The organism is Alkalihalobacillus trypoxylicola (assembly GCF_001590785.1).
GTDB lineage: Bacteria > Bacillota > Bacilli > Bacillales > Bacillaceae_D > Alkalihalobacillus > Alkalihalobacillus trypoxylicola.
In genome coordinates this window covers 106797-122005 of record NZ_LTAO01000037.1, presented here as the reverse complement: position 1 = coordinate 122005, position 15209 = coordinate 106797, and the positions used below count along the sequence as shown (strand labels likewise).

At 34.8% G+C, this 15209-nt stretch carries 15 protein-coding genes; 11 read left to right on the top strand and 4 right to left on the bottom strand.

Annotation, left to right across the window (positions count from 1 at the left end; translation table 11 throughout):
* Positions 1-555 precede the first annotated feature (555 nt).
* From AZF04_RS18105 to AZF04_RS18090, 4 genes are read left to right on the top strand one after another with little or no spacing between them, the layout of a single operon-like run.
* Complete coding sequence (locus AZF04_RS18105; RefSeq protein WP_061949973.1) at positions 556-1530, top strand: AAA family ATPase; 975 nt, start codon at positions 556-558, stop codon at positions 1528-1530.
* On the top strand, positions 1527-2636 hold the full coding sequence (locus AZF04_RS18100) for a DUF58 domain-containing protein (protein ID WP_235600027.1): 1110 nt from the start codon (positions 1527-1529) through the stop codon (positions 2634-2636). Before AZF04_RS18105 ends, AZF04_RS18100 begins: the two co-directional genes overlap by 4 nt.
* Before the next feature lie 14 nt (positions 2637-2650).
* Complete coding sequence (locus AZF04_RS18095) at positions 2651-3955, top strand: hypothetical protein (RefSeq protein ID WP_061949972.1); 1305 nt, start codon at positions 2651-2653, stop codon at positions 3953-3955.
* Between the two features lie 12 nt (positions 3956-3967).
* A complete protein-coding gene (locus AZF04_RS18090; protein ID WP_061949971.1) occupies positions 3968-4498 on the top strand; it encodes a DUF4269 domain-containing protein in 531 nt (176 codons plus the stop codon).
* Between the two features lie 19 nt (positions 4499-4517).
* Here AZF04_RS18090 and AZF04_RS18085 read toward each other — a convergent pair whose 3' ends face one another.
* The gene (locus tag AZF04_RS18085) at positions 4518-4967 is read right to left on the bottom strand and encodes an Lrp/AsnC family transcriptional regulator (protein WP_045489253.1); all 450 of its coding nucleotides are present in this window, start codon (positions 4965-4967) and stop codon (positions 4518-4520) included.
* A gap of 158 nt (positions 4968-5125) precedes the next feature.
* Between AZF04_RS18085 and AZF04_RS18080 the strand changes: the two genes are divergently transcribed.
* From AZF04_RS18080 to AZF04_RS18070, 3 genes are all read left to right on the top strand, one after another.
* Positions 5126-5704, top strand: a complete 579-nt coding sequence (locus AZF04_RS18080; RefSeq protein WP_061949970.1) for a chromate transporter — start codon at positions 5126-5128, stop codon at positions 5702-5704.
* A 1-nt stretch (position 5705) separates the two neighbouring features.
* On the top strand, positions 5706-6236 hold the full coding sequence (locus AZF04_RS18075; RefSeq protein WP_061949969.1) for a chromate transporter: 531 nt from the start codon (positions 5706-5708) through the stop codon (positions 6234-6236).
* Positions 6237-6349: 113 nt separating this feature from the next.
* Positions 6350-8125, top strand: a complete 1776-nt coding sequence (locus AZF04_RS18070) for a M3 family oligoendopeptidase (protein ID WP_061949968.1) — start codon at positions 6350-6352, stop codon at positions 8123-8125.
* 86 nt (positions 8126-8211) lie between these two features.
* Here AZF04_RS18070 and ahpF read toward each other — a convergent pair whose 3' ends face one another.
* From ahpF to AZF04_RS18055, 3 genes are all read right to left on the bottom strand, one after another.
* Entirely contained in the window at positions 8212-9741 is a 1530-nt protein-coding gene (ahpF, locus tag AZF04_RS18065) for an alkyl hydroperoxide reductase subunit F (protein ID WP_061949967.1), read from the bottom strand.
* 13 nt (positions 9742-9754) lie between these two features.
* Entirely contained in the window at positions 9755-10318 is a 564-nt protein-coding gene (gene ahpC, locus AZF04_RS18060; RefSeq protein ID WP_045489268.1) for an alkyl hydroperoxide reductase subunit C, read from the bottom strand.
* Positions 10319-10574: 256 nt separating this feature from the next.
* Positions 10575-11564 carry a LacI family DNA-binding transcriptional regulator gene (locus AZF04_RS18055; RefSeq protein ID WP_061949966.1) on the bottom strand — a complete coding sequence of 330 codons (990 nt, stop codon included), beginning with the start codon at positions 11562-11564 and terminating at the stop codon, positions 10575-10577.
* Between the two features lie 186 nt (positions 11565-11750).
* Here AZF04_RS18055 and AZF04_RS18050 point away from each other — a divergent pair, with 186 nt between their 5' ends.
* The 4 genes from AZF04_RS18050 (at position 11751) to AZF04_RS18035 (ending at position 15192) form a co-directional block, all read left to right on the top strand.
* Positions 11751-12476, top strand: a complete 726-nt coding sequence (locus tag AZF04_RS18050; RefSeq protein WP_061949965.1) for an NAD-dependent epimerase/dehydratase family protein — start codon at positions 11751-11753, stop codon at positions 12474-12476.
* A gap of 125 nt (positions 12477-12601) precedes the next feature.
* The gene (locus tag AZF04_RS18045) at positions 12602-13060 is read left to right on the top strand and encodes a VOC family protein (RefSeq protein ID WP_061949964.1); all 459 of its coding nucleotides are present in this window, start codon (positions 12602-12604) and stop codon (positions 13058-13060) included.
* A gap of 11 nt (positions 13061-13071) precedes the next feature.
* Positions 13072-13770: an SDR family oxidoreductase gene (locus AZF04_RS18040; protein ID WP_061949963.1), complete on the top strand. Its 699-nt coding sequence runs from the start codon at positions 13072-13074 to the stop codon at positions 13768-13770.
* Between the two features lie 309 nt (positions 13771-14079).
* Complete coding sequence (locus AZF04_RS18035; RefSeq protein WP_061949962.1) at positions 14080-15192, top strand: glycoside hydrolase family 88/105 protein; 1113 nt, start codon at positions 14080-14082, stop codon at positions 15190-15192.
* Positions 15193-15209 lie beyond the last annotated feature (17 nt).

The following is a 15209-nucleotide window of genomic DNA, read 5'->3' as shown; positions in this document are numbered from 1 at the left end:
AAACCTAATCGCTCGATTTTCATTATGAAAGTGTCTTGACTGTTTTTGAATTCACTTGTTGATTGTAACGATAGGTAGTGACTCCCAAAGGATCAGCGCAGTTTGAAGATCCACTCTGACGACGCTTTACATAGTCAGAGTTAGCTGAAGACAAGCCCTTGGGAAAGCAACTACCTAAAGTGAAAATCAAAAACCTAATCGCTCGATTTTCATTATGAAAATGTCTTGACTGTTTTTGAATTCACTTATTGATTGAAACGGTAGGTAGTGACTCCCAAAGGAAGAGCGCCGTTTGAAGATCCACTCTGACGAAGCTCTGCATAGTCAGAGTTAGCTGAAGACAAGCCCTTGGGAAAGCATCTACCTAAAGTGAAAATCAAAAACCTAATCGCTCCGTCTTCATTAAAAGATAGGAATGATGAAATGGATTCAGTTAAGTAAAGGATGACGAAAATCATTTAAATAATAAAGAGGAATTTATCCACTTTTGTCAAAAGGTACTTAAGAGGATATGTAAGCTCTTACAAACATAAGAAATGAGGAGTGGAGATTATAATGGAAATTAGAGATGTAGAGAGATTAGCCACCTCTATTAAAAAGTCTATTAATCAAGTGATAGTAGGAAAGGATGAAATCATTGATTTAATGTTAGTCGCCCTGTTTTCATCGAGCCATGTATTATTAGATGATGTTCCTGGAACAGGAAAGACCGTACTTGCAAAAACAATGGCTAAATCGTTAGGAACCTCATTTAATCGTATACAATTTACTCCCGACCTATTGCCGACTGATTTAACTGGAATTCAATTTTATAATCAAAAAAGTGGAGAGTTTGAATTTCGGCCAGGCCCACTTTTTTCAAATATCGTTTTAGCGGATGAAATTAATCGTGCAACACCTAGAACACAGTCGAGTTTATTAGAATGTATGGAAGAACGGCAGGTTACGATAGATGGTGTTACTCATTCACTTTCGAGACCATTTATGGTTATAGCGACTCAAAATCCTGTTGAAAGCCAAGGAACTTTTCCGTTACCTGAAGCTCAACTCGATCGTTTTTTAATTAGAATATCGATGGGTTATCCAAGTAAGGAAGAAGGGATAGAGATATTAAAAAGATTCAAGGAAAAAAGTCCTTTATCGACTATAGAAGCAATAGTGAATGAACATGATTTGATTCAAGCTCAAGACGTTTATTCAGATGTATATGTCAATGACGATATTTTGAATTATTTAATGGATATTGTTGAGAAAACGAGGACACACCCTGATATTGAATTAGGAGTTAGTCCGAGAGGCAGCCAAGCTCTACTAAAAGCAATACAAGTATATGCAATTCTTCAAGGTAGAGATTACGTAGAGCCAGATGATATCAAAAAAATGGCTTTACCTGTTCTTAGTCACCGAATCGTTTCCAATCAATTGTATCAACAAACAGCAACAAATGAGCAAATTCTAGAGGGAATTATCAATAGTGTAAAAGCTCCAGTCGAGGGGGATTTTAAAGAAAAAGGAAGTCACTTGTTATGATGGCTATCCCATCTTTTATTATTATATTAAGTCTAATCGTCTTCGTACAGGTCGTTATTTATAGTAAATGGGCATTGTCCAAAATGCATTATAGTCGTTATATTAATCAACCAAAGGTTTTTGAGGGGCAAAAAACGGTAATGACAGAAGAAATATCGAACTACAAGCTTTTACCATTACCATGGATAAGATTAGAATCTAGAATGCATCCAAATTTAAGATTTGGTTCACAAGAAAATTTAAATGTTGTTGGAGACCAATTTCATAGAAGCTTGTTTACTTTAGCTCCTTTCCAAAAAATTAAACGGAGACATCAAGTGACTTGTATGAAAAGAGGCTTTTATTCGCTTCCTACTGTAACGATGACAAGTGGAGATTTACTTGGGATATCTCAAAACTTCAAAACCATCCACGTAGATTGTGAAATAATCGTTTATCCTAAACTACTAAAGATGTCTGAGCTTCCACTGCCTTCATCAAGCTGGCAGGGAGATACGATTGTAAAGCGTTGGATTATTGAGGACCCGTTTATCGTTTCAGGAGTGAGACGGTATGGAACAAACGATACAATGAAGCAAGTTAATTGGAAAGCGACTGTAAGGACCGGTGAGCTTCAAGTGAATAAAAGGGACTTTACCGCAAATTATGATTTTCTCCTTTATATCAATTTTGATCAAGAGGAAGAAAATTGGAACCAAGAGAGGTATGAACAACAATTGGAAAAAGCGATATCCTATGCGGCTACATTGGCAACATTTATGATTAATAATGGCTTAGCTGTTGGACTATATTGTAATTCCTATGTAACTGAGGGAGCGGAGAGTGTCCGTAATAAAAGAAAGCCTATAAGAATAAAGCCACTAAAAGGAAAGGTTCATTTACAAGCATTGTATGAGCAGTTAGCACGTTTGCAGTTGGCACCAAGTGTTACTTTTGGTCAGCTTTTAGAACAGGATGTTCAAAGTAGATTGAACGGTCAAGATATTTTAATTATAACTCCGCAATTAAATGATAAGGCAAATATACAAATCGAGCAGTTAAAAAGATTAAGAAATAAAGTTCATACGATGTGGATAGAAGAAAAAAACTATCAAAAACGAGCATAAGAGAGGAGGCGCTTATGTTTATCAAAAAAATGCTGTTAGCCTTACTAGAATATTTCATTTTTTTCCCCGTCATTTTATTTTTAGGCAAAATAGCGGTGGGAGAATCATTATTTTTAATTTGGCTTGTATTTGTTTATCTTATGTTTGTTGTTTGTATATGGCTAGGAGACATTTTTAGCAATCGAAGTCGAATGATTGCGGTCATTTCAGCAATTATTCTTTCCATCGGTCCCGTTTATCTAGTTAACACTCCTATTATTTGGGGAATCGTTTTGTTTCTTTTCCTTATGAGCTTATGCTTGCGGGGCTTTTATTATAGTAGAGAAATACTTGCCAAGATTATTCCCGTTAAATTACTTTGGTACGGTATGGTTGGTTATGTATTGTTTTACTTTGTTTTTAGGTTTCATTCATCTTTGGTCAATGATTTATTGACACTTAACCTAGTTGGTTTCTTTTATGTTTGTCTTACCTTATTTTATAGTAACCATGTACATATTAAACTGGCGACACTCTCCGACCGAGAAAAACCAATAATCGGTATGGCAACCAAAAGACAAAATCGCTTCCTTATATTTTTAACGATTCTTTTTGCTGCTTTGTTGGCTAATGCAAGTTATCTGTCAGAGTTACTCAATATGCTAAGAAATGCAATAGGTTTTATTTTAGAATCGATTGGCTCTAACGAAGGGGAATATATTCCTTTAGAGCCTGAAATGCCTGTTAATCAATTAGAAGAAATGCTAGGTGAGAGTGAACAAAATCAAAGCTCCTTTTGGGTGACTATTCTGAATTACTTTGGAATGATTTTATTAGTAGGAGGGCTCGTATTCATACTAATTTTCATTCTAAAAGGGTTGCGGAAAAAGCTTGCTAAATTATTTAATTGGTTAAAAAAATCTCTCGAAAAATGGTCTATAAGGAATAAGGAAGAAGAAGAAGCTGATTATATAGATGAAAAGGAAAAATTAATAAATTTTAAAAAAATCACGGATGAGCTACAAAAGAAGTCAAGGGATTGGCTTGTCTCTAAGTTTAAAAAACAAGCTTCATTAGAGGATTATTCTACTAATCAAGAGAAGATTCGTCATTTATTTAGACTCTTTATTCATCAAGAAGTGAAAAATGGATTTGTAAGGAAAAATAGCTATACAGCTAATGAAATGGTCCAAATTTTATTGTCTCATTATGAAGAGGATAAAGAGGTGGCGATTTTACAAGAAAATTATAGTAGGGCAAGATATAGCTTGGCTACTATTAAAGATTCCGATGTAGAAAAACTAAGAGTTTGGGTTATGGAGCGTATTCAAAATAACTAGGAGGGTGTAACTTTGTTTGAAGAGATTCATTATTTAAAAAAGGGAACGGCTAAACAAAGAAAGGCATACCTTACTCTACAGCAAATCAGAATTATGGAGGAGTTAGCACACTATACTCCTCTCCTTTGTGGAACTATACCTATTGGGATTGACCTGCTGGATGCCGATTTGGATATTATCGTTGAGGTGCATCTTTTTCATATATTTGAATCTGAAGTCAAAAAGTTATATGGTCACCTTGACACCTTTAAAATAAATAAAGGCAGGGATTACATGACAGTAAGCTTTTATTACAATGGTTTTATGATCGAGATATTTGCTCAAAATAAGGCTGTCAAAGAACAAAATGCCTACTTACATATGATCATTGAATGGTGTCTAATCGAAAAATGGCCATTTTTAAAAGAGGAAGTCATCGATTTAAAAAAGAAAGGCTTAAAAACAGAGCCGGCGTTTTGCAAGCTATTAAATTTAAAAGGAGATGACCCCTATTTAATGCTGTTGGAGTATGGTGAGAAATTAGACATCATATCTAAACAATAACTAAAAATAAAGTACTTCCTTATAGTTTTAGACCCGTTCTACTTTTAAATCTTCGTAAAAGAATATGACTTTCCACTCTTGTAATTCCTTCTAAGCTATATAGTTCCTCATTGATAAAATTCTCGAGCTCCTCAAAATCATTGACAAGTACATGCATATGTAATGTGCTCGGGCCAGTCATTTGATAGCAGCTTGCCACCTTAGGATTGTCAGCTAGCTCTTCAGCTACTGAGACAAGGGAAGTAGGCTCGCAATCTACTTCAAAAAAAGCAGAAACCTTTTTTCCGATTTTATCAGAATTAATGACCACACTAAATTTTTCGATGACTCCTTCTTTCATTAATTGATTAATTCGCTCTCGAATAGCTACTCGTGACAAGCCTAATTCCTTGGCTATATCTACATAAGACATTCTCCCATTTTTAGTTAATAACTCAAGTATTTTCCGATCGTTAGCATCTATTTTCATATTGATTTCTCCTTTTATTGTAAGGATAAGTAGATAACTTACTTACTGATAGAATTTTACGAATAAAAATTCCGTTTGTAAATCATTTTAACCTGTTTTATAATCATAGTAAATAAAAAAAGGATTATATATTTACATATGTAAAGTGAGGGTTTGAGATGGATTGGAGAAAACAAAGAGATATTTTTATCGCTTTTTTTCGCTCAGGAATGCTTGGATATGGAGGAGGACCTTCAACCATACCACTTGTGCATAAAGAAGTAGTTACTCATTATCGCTGGTTAACCGATGAAGAATTTGGAGATATATTAGCACTAGGAAATTCTTTACCTGGACCTATTAATACAAAAATGAGCGGATATATCGGTTATAAAGTAGGAGGTTGGGTAGGTCTAATAAATGCTACATTGGCAACGATTATGCCTACTGTTATTTTAATCATCGCTTTAATTGGTGTACTAAGTCAATTTCGTGATTCTAGAGTTGTGGCAGGAATGACAGAAGCAGTAGCTCCTGTAGTTGGTGTCATGCTGGCAACTTTAACGTACGGATTTTTAAAGCAAGCCAATAAGGGACTTGGTTTTACTTGGATGGTTATTTTAACTATTTTAAGTTTAATTTTTTATCAATTCTTTAATATTCATCCTGCTATTTTAATCTCAGTCTTGTTAGTATGCGCTCTTTTAAAAAGAGATAAACCAGTAACTTCCGTACCAAAAGAGAAGCAGGGGGAGTAATATGATATATTGGGAGATTTTCTTAGCTTTTTTTATTCCGGGAATTGTTGGATATGGAGGAGGACCAGCGACGATTCCTTTAATTCAAGAAGAGGTTGTTCATAATTATGGGTGGGTGTCCACTGAGCGATTCGGTGAGATATTAGCCATCGGAAATGCTTTACCTGGGCCTATTGTTACAAAAATGGCTGGTTATATCGGATACGAAGTTGGAGGCGCACTAGGGGCTTCCGTTGCTTTATTTGCTAGTGTTGCACCTTCCTTATTAGCAATGGTCTTTTTATTAAAGCTACTGTATAAGTTTAAAAATTCACCGAAAGTCAAAAGAATGACTGGTTTTATTCGACCTACTGTTGCTGTCTTATTAGGAGTAATGGCTTATGAATTTTTCTTTACCTCGGTTGAAAGCTCTGGTATATGGCATATGGCTTTTTTGACCATTGCTAGCTTATTACTATTAGAAAAATGGAAGGTTCATCCTGCCTTTGTAATCGTAGGTGCTTTACTGTACGGGGCTTTATTTTTAGGGTGAGGTTCCATAACTATTCATTTTTTCTTCATAAATGAATAGTATAGTACTATTTTCTAGAGTGAGAATTTAATGTTAGCATAAAGAAGAGACAAAAAAGTCAAAGGAGGGATTTTATGACATATCCAATAAATTGGGATTTGGATATTTTCTTCAAAGGGGGCAGTCATTCTGCGGAATTTGAGGAATTTGTTCAAGAGACGTTTGATCGGACTAAAGAGCTTACTATTAGGGCCAAACAAGATCATCAGTCCTTTGAATATGTTATCGAATTAATTAGAGACATTCAGCCTTTAATGCAACGATCAAGGCATGCTTCAGCATTTATTAGCTGTTTAAGTGCTGCTGATGTGCATGACAAAAAAGCAAGACAATGGCAGGGGACGATTTTGTCATTATCTACACAGATTTCTGAGGCTTGGACAATGATCGAAGAAAAGCTATCATTCTATACAGAGGACGAGTGGAATACATTTATCCAGCATGAAAAAGTAAAAAACATTTCTTTTAAGTTAGAAGAGAGTAGAGAACAAATCAAGGAAAAATTATCTCTATCTGAAGAAAAGCTGGCTGCAAAGTTAGCAGTAGATGGATATCATGCATGGGGAAGTTATTATAATCAATTAGTAGGACAATTAGAATTTCCATTTGAAGAAGATGGAAAAATCACTTTACTTTCGGCAGGGCAAATTCAAAACCGTATGGATGATGTGAACAGAGAAGTGAGAAAGCAGGCATTTCATGTAGCAGAGAAGGTCTGGTCAGAAAAAGCAGATTTATTTGCTACAACAATCAATCATTTAGCCGGATTTCGATTAAACCTTTATGAAGCAAGAGGCTGGTCAGATGTATTAAAAGAACCATTATTAATTAATCGGATGGAAAAAGATACTCTTACGACGATGTGGTCTACAATTGAGGAAAACAAAGATATGCTCCACAAATTTATGGAGCGTAAAGCACATTTATTAGGAATAGAGAAGCTTGCTTTTTATGATGTATTTGCTCCTCTCCCGAATAATAGTGATTCAGAAATTACATATGAAGAAGCCTGTGACTTAATCATAAAGCATTTTCAATCGTTTAGTCCAAAGCTTGCTTCCTTTGCAGAAGGAGCTTTAAGAGATGGGTGGATAGAGGCTGAGAATCGTGCCGGTAAAAGACCAGGTGGATTTTGTACGAATTTCCCATTGCAAGAACAGTCTAGAATATTTATGACCTATGATAATAGTATGTCTAATGTGATGACTCTTGCTCATGAGCTCGGTCACGCTTATCATAGTCATTGCTTGAAGGAATTGGAGCCTTTTGCCCAGAGGTATGCCATGAATGTCGCCGAAACAGCTTCAACGTTTGCTGAGAATATAATAGCTGATGCACTTGTAAAGGAAGCGAGTAATAAAGATTTAAAAATATCTCTATTAGAGAATAAAATTTCAAGAAGCATAGCCTTCTTTATGAACATCCATGCTCGCTTTTTATTCGAAACTCGTTTCTATGAAGCAAGGAAAACAAATACAGTATCTACGGAACAACTTAATGATTTAATGGAAGAGGCTCAAAGAGAAGCATTTGGTCAGGCTCTAAGTGATTACTCACCAACTTTTTGGGCATCAAAATTACACTTTCATATAACAGGAGTTCCATTTTATAATTTCCCTTACACCTTTGGATACTTATTTAGCCTAGGGATTTACAAGCGTGCTATCGTAGCTGGTTCGGACTTTGAAGACCACTATATTAATCTACTTAAAGATACAGCGAGAATGACGGTTGAAGACCTTGCAAAAAATCATTTACAAATCGATTTAACAAAACCTCAGTTTTGGCAAGAAGCTTTGGATGTCATCAAAAATGATATTGAGGAGTTTATGGAGCTTACTAAGATATAGAGAATAAAATCCTCAAAAAAAAGCGAGTCTGATCGAATGATCAGACTCGCTTTTTAAGGGTATAAAACGAGTTGCATAAGAGTCTTTTAATGACGAATCAAGTAGTCGAATGCGCCTAGTGAAGCTGTAGCACCAGAACCCATTGAAATAATAATTTGATTATAAGCACTATCTGTACAATCACCTGCTGCAAAAAGTCCAGGAACGCTAGTCGCACCATGCTTATCTACAATAATTTCACCAATTCTATTCTTTTCAACTGAAGCATCTAACCACTCCGTATTAGGAACAAGTCCAATTTGAACAAATACTCCTTGTAATGGAACATGATGCTCTTCATTGGTTTGGCGATCCTTATATGAAATTCCAGTAACATGGTCTGTTCCCGTAATTTCAGTGGTTTGGGCGTTAGTAATGACTGTTACATTTTCTAAGCTAAATAGTCGATCTTGCAAGACATTATCAGCTTTTAGTTCTGGAGCAAATTCTAGAACAGTTACATGCTTTACAATTCCAGCTAAATCAATCGCTGCTTCTATACCTGAATTTCCTCCACCTATAACAGCTACATCCTTACCTTCGAATAGTGGACCGTCACAGTGAGGGCAATATGCGACCCCTTTATTTTTAAGTTCTTGCTCTCCAGGAACCCCGACGTTTCTCCAACGAGCTCCGGTAGATAGAATCACTGTTTTTGCTTTTAAAACTGCATCATTTTCAAGAGTTAATTCGAAAAGATCTTTCTTTTCTAAACGTTTAGCGGTTTGTAAATTCATGATATCAACATCATAGTCTTTAACGTGTTCCTCTAAATTAGCAGCTAATTTAGGACCTTCCGTTTTAGGAACACTAATAAAGTTCTCAATACTTAATGTATCTAATACTTGGCCACCAAATCGTTCAGCTACAATTCCTGTTCGAATTCCTTTACGGGCAGCATAAATAGCTGCACTTGAACCTGCAGGTCCTCCACCTACGACAAGAACATCGAATGGATCTTTACTGGATAGTTCTGCTGAATCTACTCCAACTCCCATTTTCGCAATCATTTCTTCTAAGCTCATGCGTCCGCTACCAAATGGTTCTCCATTTAAAAAGACTGTAGGTACAGCCATGACGTTCTTTTCTTCTACTTCAGACTTAAAGGCAGCACCGTCAATCATCGTATGAGTAATATTAGGATTTAGCACACTCATTATGTTCAATGCTTGAACAACATCAGGGCAATTATGGCAAGTTAAGCTAATATAAGATTCAAAATGAAACTCTCCATCAATTCCTTTGATTTGCTCAATGATTGAAGAATCAATTTTAGGTGGTCTGCCACTTACTTGAAGTAATGCCAACACTAAAGATGTAAATTCGTGACCTAAAGGGACACCGGCGAAAGTTACACCGGTGTCCTCTCCAACACGATTTACACTGAAGCTTGGCGTTCTTGACAGAGCCGCATTTTCAACTGTGATTTTAGAAGACATTGCTTTTAATTCATCTAATAATTGAAGCATTTCTGTCGAAACAGAATCATCTCCTGCATTCACTTTAATGACAATATCATTTTCCAATAATTGCATATATTGGTTTAATTGTGATTTAATCTCTGCGTCAAGAGCCATTAGCTAACACTCCTTAAATTTTTCCAACTAAATCTAGGCTTGGTTTTAATGTTTCAGATCCTTCTTCCCATTTTGCAGGACAAACTTCACCTGGATTATTACGCACATATTGTGCAGCTTTAATTTTTGAAACTAAGTTACTAGCATCACGGCCAATTCCGTCTGCATTGATTTCAACTGTTTGAATAACTCCATCAGGATCAATGATGAATGTTCCACGGTCTGCTAAACCACTTTCTTCATTAAGGACTTCGAAATTACGTGAAATCGTTTGAGTTGGATCACCAATCATTGCATACGTAATTTTTCCGATTTTTTCAGAAGCATCATGCCAACCTTTGTGAACAAAGTGTGTATCGGTTGAAACGGAATATACTTCTGCTCCAAGTTCTTGTAAAGTAGCATATTGATTTTGTAAATCTTCAAGCTCAGTTGGACAAACGAAAGTGAAATCAGCTGGGTAAAAGCATACAACACTCCATTTTCCTTTGAAGTTTTCTTCTGTAACTTCGATGAAATCACCGTTTTTGTACGCTTGTGCTTTAAATGGTAGTACTTCTTTTCCGATAAGTGACATATTAAAATCCTCCTAAAAATATAGTTAATTAAGTAATAACTTAATTAGATTAATTATAAACACATAATTATTATTAATGAATTATACCCATAAGTCAAGATGTTAAACAAATATTTGTATATTCTTCACTATTTATTCAAGATTAAGAGGTTAATAGTTACGTTTTCATCAAAAAAAAATCTTATGTTATCAATAAGATGGGTTGAATTGAGAATGGAAAAAGAGAGATTTATAATAAATCTCTCATAAATAACCGCTATTTTTTAAAAGCTTTTGTAGAACTTCGAAGTTCAATTGTTGGCTCTAAAACTAAATCAGTATGAATCGATTGCTCATTGATTAAGGAAATGAGAGCATCGACAACTTTAAGAGAAATTTCCGATTGAGGAACACCCACTGTCGTTATAGGTGGGTCAATTTTTTCCATCTCAGGAATTTGATCATAACTAATTAATGAAATATCCTTCGGAATGGTTAAATTTGATTCTTGTAACGCTTCCATTATCCCTCGAGTTAAATCATAACTTCCACTAATGATGGCCGTAGGAATCTCCTCTTCTTGTAGCAAAGCTTTCGTAGCTAAATATCCGTCCTTTGATTCAAGACCAAAAGTTGATGGAATGAGCCGGGTGTGGATGGGTAATTCGAAAAACTGCATTTCCTCTTTAAACCCAATCATTTTCTCCACCTGTAAAGGATCGTCTTTTTGCGATGAACCAATATAAGCTATCTGCTTATGTCCAAGCTTTACTAAATGCTGTACAGCGATTTGAATCGCTTTTTTCCTACTTACATCAATTGTTCTTTGTGGTAGGTCTTTATCGATACCGTAATTTAAAATAGGAATAGTGGATGATTGTATTTTTTCCTTTAACAAATTATGGTCATAATTAAAGACTAATATCGCATCAACTTGAAATTGCTGGAAAGTAGATATGGCTGATTCGATTTCGTGAATAGAAATAAGCATCGTGTAGTTTCTTTTTTCGAGCTCTTTATTAATTTCAGTAATTAACTTTGATAATGCGACACGCTGGACACTTGGCCAAACAACACCTATAGTAAAAGATTTTTTAGATACAAGCCTTCTTGCAGCGGCGTTAGGCTGATACCCAAGTTCGTGCGCAACAGATATTATTTTCTCCTTTGTGTCCATTTTAACTAAAGGACTATTTCTAAGAGCCTTGGAAACGGTCGAATAGCTTACCCCAGCTTTCTCGGCAACATCTTTTATAGTTACACTCATTTTTTTCACCTGCATTTTATTAAATTCTTTCGTTACATATGCGAAAAAATCTAGTAGCTATACACTAATGTATCAAAAAATAAAAAATAAAGACAGCACTTTGAGAATAGCCAGGGTGGTTTGACAAATGATAATAGAGGCTAAAAGGATAAATAACAGTATAGTAAGAGGGAGTTGAATGGAAATATGAAAAAAATTGTGATTATCGGTGGAAGTGGCACAATCGGAAAAGTTTTAGTGGAACATCTGCAATCCAAATATAAGCTATATGTTGCCGATCAAGAACTAGGTAAAAATCAGGTAAATTTTATAAAAATCGATGCAACCAATCAAAAGGATTTACATACTAAAATTCCAAAAGATACAGATATTCTTGTTAACTTATTAGCGACGGATAACCATCGTTCATTAGATGATATTGAGGCTTTCGATCGAATGACGAATATTTATTTAAGAAGCTCTTACCTGCTTTATGATTTAGCTGTTTCATTGAAAATCCCAAAAGTAATTGTAGCGAGTAGTAATCATGTAACAGACGAATATGAAAAAGACGGTCATTCATTGCTAGGAAGAGAAATTACTGTAAATGATTATCCTTATTCTAGAGGCTTATATGGAGTGTTAAAATTAGCTACTGAGAATTTAGGAAGGATTTATTCAAAGGAAAAAGGTTTATCTGTTTTGTTATTAAGAATAGGCTCTGTGCCTTCACCAGAAAAAAAACAATCAGATCAAGAGCGCTGGAAGCATACACTTTTAACTGAAAAAGATACCGCTCAACTATTCGAAAAAGCTTTTGAAGTAAACAAGCCATTTGGTATTTATTATGGTGTTTCGAATCATCCTTCCAAACCATGGAGTATTAAAAATGCAGAAGAGGATTTAGGCTTTAAATCAGAGTTAAATCCTTAATTGATTAACTTTTCTGAAAATATATTGCGGAGGAAAGTTGCCAATGCTATGATTCAGATGTAGGTATATTCGATCTTATGGACGCGCGTTCAAAAATAACCTTACAAATGGAAGGAAGGGAAGAGATGTCTAACAATTATTTAGGAACAAACGTTGTTTCGCAAATTGGATTAATTGTACAAGATATAGAAAAAACCTCAGAGGCCTATGCGGAATTTTTTGGTGTCGATAAGCCAAACATTTTTTGGACAGATGAATGGGATAAATCGAAAGCAGAGTATAAAGGGGAACCTTGTGAGGCTCGTGCAAAACTAGCTTTCTTTAATATGGGTTCACTACAATTAGAACTAATCGAGCCTGATGAAAAACCAAGTACTTGGCGTGAATTTTTAGATTCCAAAGGAGAAGGGGTTCATCATATTGCTTTTACCATTGATGGCATGAAGGAGAAAATCAATATTTTAAATGAACATCAGATGCCGTGTATTCAAAAAGGAGAGTATGAGGGAGGCAGATATTCTTATATAGATACAGTAAAGCAATTAAAAGTACTCATTGAGATTCTTGAAAATGATCAAAAATAATGGGGTGTAGAATGAGAATTTTAATTACAGGAGCCAACAGAGGTTTAGGACTTCAATTAGCAAAGGTAGGTTTAGAAAGAGGACATGAAATTATTGCTAGCTTAAGAGATTTCAATCAGAAAGGAGAGTTAGAAAGCATACAACAACATAATAGCAACCTTACCTTGATTAAAATGGACGTATCGAATGATCAATCAGTTTCTGATGCTAAGCTTGAATTTGACCAGCATTTCTCTTCATTAGATGTGATTATGAACAATGCAGCAATCTTATTAGAACGTGATCAAAATATTGAAGAATTGTCTTTTGAATCCGTATTAAAATCATTAGATGTCAATACAGTAGGACCTATGAGAGTCGTTCAAGCTTTTTTAGATTCCTTAAGAGCTGGAAGTAATCAACAAATTATTAATATTTCATCAGAAGCCGGCAGTTTAACACATTCTTATAGCCCAGATTATTCTTATGGAATATCAAAAGCGGCACTTAATATGTTTTCTGAGAAATTGAACGTTTATTTAAGAAAAGAGAATATACTTGTTTATTCGATTCATCCAGGTTGGATGAAAACAGATATGGGTGGAACAAAAGCACCACTTAATCCATATGAGACAGCTTGTCATCTTTTCGATTTATTAGAGAAAAAGAAAAAAATAGAAAAACAAGATTTTATTTTTATGGATTATAATGGAGCGGCAATGGATATTTAGAGATTTTACTTGTCCTTACATTAATAAATGATTGAATGCGAGAGGTCCAAGTTGTAAAATTTTAGGATGTATTTATTAAATGAAAGAAGAGAACTTCAAAAACAAACCTACCTTTATAAAGATAATCATTAACTGAGAGATAGGCTCTATGATGGTGCTCAATAAAAAATATAACAAAATGATTATCGCTGTGATTAGCTTGTTAAGCTAAAATTATTTTAAGGAAATCGATTCTTCTTAATAATGTAAGCGGTTAAATAATAGAATACTTGTATTTCCGAACCTACAATAATTAAAGGAGTGGTTTTAATGGAACGTTCTCTTCATGCCTCCACAATAAACCCAGTAACATGGGCGGAGAAAGCTTGCGAAAGTTTAATGAATCAATATGAACCGATCGAATTACCTCCAAGAAACAGATGGCATTATCATCAAGGAGTCTTTTTATATGGAATGTATCGAGTGTATGAGAAAACAAATAATCAAAGCTATTTTCAATATATGAAAAAGTATGTTGATGATTTGGTTGATGAGAATGGTAACTTTTATTTCCGAAGAGATGAATTAGATGCGATTCAAGCTGGTTTACTTTTGTTTCCGATATATAAGGAAACAGGAGAAGAAAAATATAGAATAGCTGCATTTAAATTAAGAAATTTATTAAACACACTAAACAAGACAGAAGAAGGCGGTTTTTGGCATAAGGACAATTATGCTTATCAAACTTGGTTAGATGGTTTATACATGGCTGGACCTTTTTCAGTGAAGTATGGGCAAACATTTAATGAACCAGAACTTGTGGATTTAATTTTACTTCAAGAACGTTTAATGCGAAAAAATACTTATGATAGTAAGACAGGATTATATTTTCATGCCTATGATGAAAAAGCTAGTATGCCATGGGTAGACCCTGAGACTAAATGTTCGAAAGAAATTTGGGGACGGTCATTAGGGTGGTATGCAATGGCTCTAATTGATATTATTGAAGATTTACAAGAAGATGATGAAAATAGAAAAGCTTTAGAAGAAACATTAAGAAGCTTATTAGAACGTATTATTCATTATCAAGATTCGAAAAGCCATCTATGGTATCAAATTGTCGATAAAGGCTCCTTGTCTGACAATTGGCTAGAATCCTCTGCTTCATGTTTGTTTATTTATGCGATAGCAAAATCAATAAGATTACAGGTGTTTGATAAAAAACACTTATCTCTAGCTACGATGGCGTTTGAAGCAGTAGTCAATCACTTTGTTAAAGAAAGAGAAAACGGCTCTGTTGAGTTAACAGGAATATGCATAGGAACCTCAGCGGGTGAGTACGATTATTATATCGGTAGAGAAACGAGTGAAAATGATTTACATGGTGTTGGTGCATTTTGTTTAGCGGCTATAGAGGTACAAAGAGCAAATGAATTAAATTAAATGCAGAAATTTAATCT

What these genes read in the sequence shown, in the direction of transcription:
- AZF04_RS18105 (WP_061949973.1), top strand. Translation starts at nt 556, where the DNA reads ATGGAAATTAGAGATGTAGAGAGATTAGCCACCTCTATTAAAAAGTCT.
- AZF04_RS18100 (WP_235600027.1), top strand. Translation starts at nt 1,527, where the DNA reads ATGATGGCTATCCCATCTTTTATTATTATATTAAGTCTAATCGTCTTC.
- AZF04_RS18095 (WP_061949972.1), top strand. Translation starts at nt 2,651, where the DNA reads ATGTTTATCAAAAAAATGCTGTTAGCCTTACTAGAATATTTCATTTTT.
- AZF04_RS18085 (WP_045489253.1), bottom strand. Translation starts at nt 4,967, where the DNA reads ATGAAAATAGATGCTAACGATCGGAAAATACTTGAGTTATTAACTAAA.
- AZF04_RS18080 (WP_061949970.1), top strand. Translation starts at nt 5,126, where the DNA reads ATGGATTGGAGAAAACAAAGAGATATTTTTATCGCTTTTTTTCGCTCA.
- AZF04_RS18075 (WP_061949969.1), top strand. Translation starts at nt 5,706, where the DNA reads ATGATATATTGGGAGATTTTCTTAGCTTTTTTTATTCCGGGAATTGTT.
- AZF04_RS18070 (WP_061949968.1), top strand. Translation starts at nt 6,350, where the DNA reads ATGACATATCCAATAAATTGGGATTTGGATATTTTCTTCAAAGGGGGC.
- ahpF (WP_061949967.1), bottom strand. Translation starts at nt 9,741, where the DNA reads ATGGCTCTTGACGCAGAGATTAAATCACAATTAAACCAATATATGCAA.
- ahpC (WP_045489268.1), bottom strand. Translation starts at nt 10,318, where the DNA reads ATGTCACTTATCGGAAAAGAAGTACTACCATTTAAAGCACAAGCGTAC.
- AZF04_RS18055 (WP_061949966.1), bottom strand. Translation starts at nt 11,564, where the DNA reads ATGAGTGTAACTATAAAAGATGTTGCCGAGAAAGCTGGGGTAAGCTAT.
- AZF04_RS18050 (WP_061949965.1), top strand. Translation starts at nt 11,751, where the DNA reads ATGAAAAAAATTGTGATTATCGGTGGAAGTGGCACAATCGGAAAAGTT.
- AZF04_RS18045 (WP_061949964.1), top strand. Translation starts at nt 12,602, where the DNA reads ATGTCTAACAATTATTTAGGAACAAACGTTGTTTCGCAAATTGGATTA.
- AZF04_RS18040 (WP_061949963.1), top strand. Translation starts at nt 13,072, where the DNA reads ATGAGAATTTTAATTACAGGAGCCAACAGAGGTTTAGGACTTCAATTA.
- AZF04_RS18035 (WP_061949962.1), top strand. Translation starts at nt 14,080, where the DNA reads ATGGAACGTTCTCTTCATGCCTCCACAATAAACCCAGTAACATGGGCG.